We start from the raw sequence: 5,111 nt of genomic DNA on the forward strand, positions 1-5,111 counted from the left end.
AAAAAAACTCAAAGTTAATTCATTACGAACATATACGAAGAGCGTAATTGCCAGATTAGATGAGTCAAGATTAGAAGTCGTCTTACTATTTATAGTGAAGACTTCAAGCAAGATTAAACTGAAGAGTTTGATCATGGCTCAGATTGAACGCTGGCGGCAGGCTTAACACATGCAAGTCGAGCGGAAACGATACCAGCTTGCTGGTAGGCGTCGAGCGGCGGACGGGTGAGTAATACTTAGGAATCTACCTAGTAGTGGGGGATAGCTCGGGGAAACTCGAATTAATACCGCATACGACCTACGGGAGAAAGGGGGCAACTTGTTGCTCTCGCTATTAGATGAGCCTAAGTCGGATTAGCTAGATGGTGGGGTAAAGGCCTACCATGGCGACGATCTGTAGCTGGTCTGAGAGGATGATCAGCCACACCGGGACTGAGACACGGCCCGGACTCCTACGGGAGGCAGCAGTGGGGAATATTGGACAATGGGGGCAACCCTGATCCAGCCATGCCGCGTGTGTGAAGAAGGCCTTTTGGTTGTAAAGCACTTTAAGCAGTGAAGAAGACTCTGTGGTTAATACCCACAGACGATGACATTAGCTGCAGAATAAGCACCGGCTAACTCTGTGCCAGCAGCCGCGGTAATACAGAGGGTGCAAGCGTTAATCGGAATTACTGGGCGTAAAGCGAGCGTAGGTGGCTTGATAAGTCAGATGTGAAATCCCCGGGCTTAACCTGGGAACTGCATCTGATACTGTTAAGCTAGAGTAGGTGAGAGGGAAGTAGAATTTCAGGTGTAGCGGTGAAATGCGTAGAGATCTGAAGGAATACCGATGGCGAAGGCAGCTTCCTGGCATCATACTGACACTGAGGCTCGAAAGCGTGGGTAGCAAACAGGATTAGATACCCTGGTAGTCCACGCCGTAAACGATGTCTACTAGTCGTTGGGTCCCTTGAGGACTTAGTGACGCAGCTAACGCAATAAGTAGACCGCCTGGGGAGTACGGCCGCAAGGTTAAAACTCAAATGAATTGACGGGGGCCCGCACAAGCGGTGGAGCATGTGGTTTAATTCGATGCAACGCGAAGAACCTTACCTGGTCTTGACATATCTAGAATCCTGCAGAGATGCGGGAGTGCCTTCGGGAATTAGAATACAGGTGCTGCATGGCTGTCGTCAGCTCGTGTCGTGAGATGTTGGGTTAAGTCCCGCAACGAGCGCAACCCTTTTCCTTAGTTACCAGCGGTTTGGCCGGGAACTCTAAGGATACTGCCAGTGACAAACTGGAGGAAGGCGGGGACGACGTCAAGTCATCATGGCCCTTACGACCAGGGCTACACACGTGCTACAATGGTAGGTACAGAGGGCAGCTACACAGCGATGTGATGCGAATCTCAAAAAGCCTATCGTAGTCCAGATTGGAGTCTGCAACTCGACTCCATGAAGTAGGAATCGCTAGTAATCGCGGATCAGAATGCCGCGGTGAATACGTTCCCGGGCCTTGTACACACCGCCCGTCACACCATGGGAGTTGATTGCACCAGAAGTGGTTAGCCGAACCTTTTAGGACGGCGATCACCACGGTGTGGTTGATGACTGGGGTGAAGTCGTAACAAGGTAGCCGTAGGGGAACCTGCGGCTGGATCACCTCCTTATAGACGGCATTCACTTGGCAAGAATTCACAACAAGTTGTTCTTTAGTTTAAGCTAGTTTACTAGTTAGAGGTATATGCCTCGTACAGGCCTGTAGCTCAGCTGGTTAGAGCACCGTGTTGATAACGCGGGGGTCGGCAGTTCAAGTCTGCCCAGGCCTACCACTTACACATGGGGCCATAGCTCAGTTGGTAGAGCGCCTGCCTTGCACGCAGGAGGTCAACGGTTCGACTCCGTTTGGCTCCACCATCAGTAAACAGCGATGCGATAGGTATAAATAGAAACAAGTGATTCACTTATCTAACTAGCATAGATAAGATACTGATTACTTCTTTCTGTTTTATACGGAAATCTGTCATTCGACGAGAAGATAGAAACTATTTAAAAACATAGATATGAGTCTGGGTTAACAACAACATGTTCACGTGTTGTCGTTAACCTTAATAATCGACCTCTTAACGACATCAGTTGTTATCCCAGGGGTTGATTATTAAAAAAGTAAAGAGAACTGAATCAAGCGTAAACATAGGTGATATCGTTATAATTGCTGACAAAGACCCTTTGGGGTTGTATGGTCAAGTAATTAAGCGCACATGGTGGATGCCTTGGCAGTCAGAGGCGATGAAAGACGTGACAGCCTGCGATAAGCTTCGGGGAGGCGGCAATATCCTGTGATCCGGAGATTTCTGAATGGGGAAACCCACTTACCATAAGGTAGGTATCCTAATTTATTAGGAGGCGAACGAGGGGAAGTGAAACATCTCAGTACCCTTAGGAAAAGACATCAAATGAGATTCCCCAAGTAGCGGCGAGCGAACGGGGAGAAGCCGATTGATACTAGAATAGAAGAACAGTGTGGGAAAGCTGGCCATAGTGGGTGATAGCCCCGTATTTTAAATTCTAGCATTGACATATTAAGTAGAGCGGGACACGAGAAATCCTGTTTGAAGATGGGGGGACCATCCTCCAAGGCTAAATACTCCTGACTGACCGATAGTGAACCAGTACCGTGAGGGAAAGGCGAAAAGAACCCCTGTGAGGGGAGTGAAATAGAACCTGAAACCGTGTGCGTACAAGCAGTGGGAGCCCACTTGTTGGGTGACCGCGTACCTTTTGTATAATGGGTCAGCGACTTATATTCTGTAGCGAGGTTAACCGTTTTGGGGAGCCGTAGGGAAACCGAGTCTTAATAGGGCGATGAGTTGCAGGGTATAGACCCGAAACCGAGTGATCTATCCATGAGCAGGTTGAAAGTGCCGTAACAGGCACCGGAGGACCGAACCCACTGTCGTTGAAAAGCCAGGGGATGACTTGTGGATAGGGGTGAAAGGCTAATCAAACTCGGTGATAGCTGGTTCTCCCCGAAAGCTATTTAGGTAGCGCCTCGGACGAACACCATTGGGGGTAGAGCACTGTTTCGGCTAGGGGGTCATACCGACTTACCAAACCGATGCAAACTCCGAATACCGATGAGTGATATCCGGGAGACACACAGTGGGTGCTAACGTCCATTGTGGAGAGGGAAACAACCCAGACCGCCAGCTAAGGCCCCAAATTCCTAGTTAAGTGGGAAACGAGGTGGGAAGGCATAGACAGCTAGGAGGTTGGCTTAGAAGCAGCCATCCTTTAAAGAAAGCGTAATAGCTCACTAGTCGAGTCGGCCCGCGCGGAAGATGTAACGGGGCTCAAACTAGGAGCCGAAGCTGCGGATTTGAATTTGTTTTCAAGTGGTAGGGGAGCGTTGTGTAAGCCTGAGAAGGTGCATTGTAAAGTGTGCTGGAGGTATCACAAGAGCGAATGCTGACGTGAGTAACGATAATGGGTGTGAAAAGCATCCACGCCGGAAGATCAAGGGTTCCAGTCCAACGTTAATCGGGGCTGGGTGAGTCGACCCCTAAGGCGAGGCCGAAAGGCGTAGTCGATGGGAAATCGGTTAATATTCCGATACTTGTTTATGATGCGATGGAGGGACGGAGAAGGTTATGTCAGCCTAGTGATGGTTATCTAGGTGAAAGGATGTAGGTTTATAGCTTAGGTAAATCCGGGCTATTATATACCGAGATCTGATAGCAAGTCCTACTTGTAGGACGAAGTGGCAAATACCAGGCTTCCAGGAAAAGCTTCTAAGCGATAGTCATAAACGAATCGTACCCTAAACCGACACAGGTGATCAGGTAGAGAATACCAAGGCGCTTGAGAGAACTCTGCTGAAGGAACTAGGCAAAATGGTACCGTAACTTCGGGAGAAGGTACGCTGTTGATGGTGATAGGACTTGCTCCTTGAGCTGTTGGCAGTCGCAGATACCAGGCTGCTGCAACTGTTTATTAAAAACACAGCACTCTGCAAACACGAAAGTGGACGTATAGGGTGTGATGTCTGCCCGGTGCTGGAAGGTTAATTGATGGGCTTAGCGTAAGCGAAGGTCTTGATCGAAGCCCCAGTAAACGGCGGCCGTAACTATAACGGTCCTAAGGTAGCGAAATTCCTTGTCGGGTAAGTTCCGACCTGCACGAATGACATAATGATGGCAGCGCTGTCTCCAGCAGAGACTCAGTGAAATCGAAATCGCAGTGAAGATGCTGTGTACCCGCGGCTAGACGGAAAGACCCCGTGAACCTTTACTACAGCTTTACATTGAACTTTGACCTGACTTGTGCAGGATAGGTGGGAGGCTTTGAAGCCGAGACGCTAGTCTTGGTGGAGCCAATCTTGAAATACCACCCTGGTCATGTTGGGGTTCTAACTCAGGTATAACAATACCGAGGACAATGTATGGTGGGTAGTTTGACTGGGGCGGTCTCCTCCTAAAGAGTAACGGAGGAGTACGAAGGTGCGCTCAGAACGGTCGGAAATCGTTCATAGAGTATAAAGGCAAAAGCGCGCTTAACTGCGAGACCCACAAGTCGAGCAGGTACGAAAGTAGGTCTTAGTGATCCGGTGGTTCTGTATGGAAGGGCCATCGCTCAACGGATAAAAGGTACTCTGGGGATAACAGGCTGATACCGCCCAAGAGTTCATATCGACGGCGGTGTTTGGCACCTCGATGTCGGCTCATCTCATCCTAGGGCTGAAGCAGGTCCTAAGGGTATGGCTGTTCGCCATTTAAAGAGGTACGCGAGCTGGGTTTAGAACGTCGTGAGACAGTTCGGTCCCTATCTACCGTGGGCGTTGGAAATTTGAGAGGATCTGCTCCTAGTACGAGAGGACCAGAGTGGACGAACCACTGGTGTTCGGGTTGTCATGCCAATGGCATTGCCCGGTAGCTACGTTCGGATGGGATAACCGCTGAAAGCATCTAAGCGGGAAGCCCACCTCAAGATTAGATTTCCCTAAAGAGCCGTTCAAGACTAGGACGTTGATAGGCAGGGTGTGGAAGCGCAGCGATGCGTGTAGCTAACCTGTACTAATTGCTCGTTTGGCTTGACCATACAACACCCAAGTGGTTTGTAGCTATCTAT

General features: G+C 49.5%; 2 tRNA genes and 2 rRNA genes. All 4 read left to right on the forward strand.

From position 1 onward, the window contains the following. Window positions 1-115 precede the first annotated feature (115 nt). Window positions 116-1,654, forward strand: a 16S ribosomal RNA gene (locus BTV98_RS13115). Between the two features lie 85 nt (window positions 1,655-1,739). Continuing rightward, a tRNA-Ile gene (locus BTV98_RS13120) sits at window positions 1,740-1,816 on the forward strand. Window positions 1,817-1,825: 9 nt separating this feature from the next. Further along, window positions 1,826-1,901 (forward strand) — tRNA-Ala (locus tag BTV98_RS13125). A gap of 324 nt (window positions 1,902-2,225) precedes the next feature. Beyond that, window positions 2,226-5,081, forward strand: a 23S ribosomal RNA gene (locus BTV98_RS13130). Together the 16S and 23S rRNA genes with 2 tRNA genes alongside form the textbook arrangement of a ribosomal RNA operon. Window positions 5,082-5,111 lie beyond the last annotated feature (30 nt).

It is taken from the genome of Psychrobacter sp. Cmf 22.2 (genome assembly GCF_001921745.1).
In the GTDB taxonomy this organism is placed as follows: domain Bacteria; phylum Pseudomonadota; class Gammaproteobacteria; order Pseudomonadales; family Moraxellaceae; genus Psychrobacter.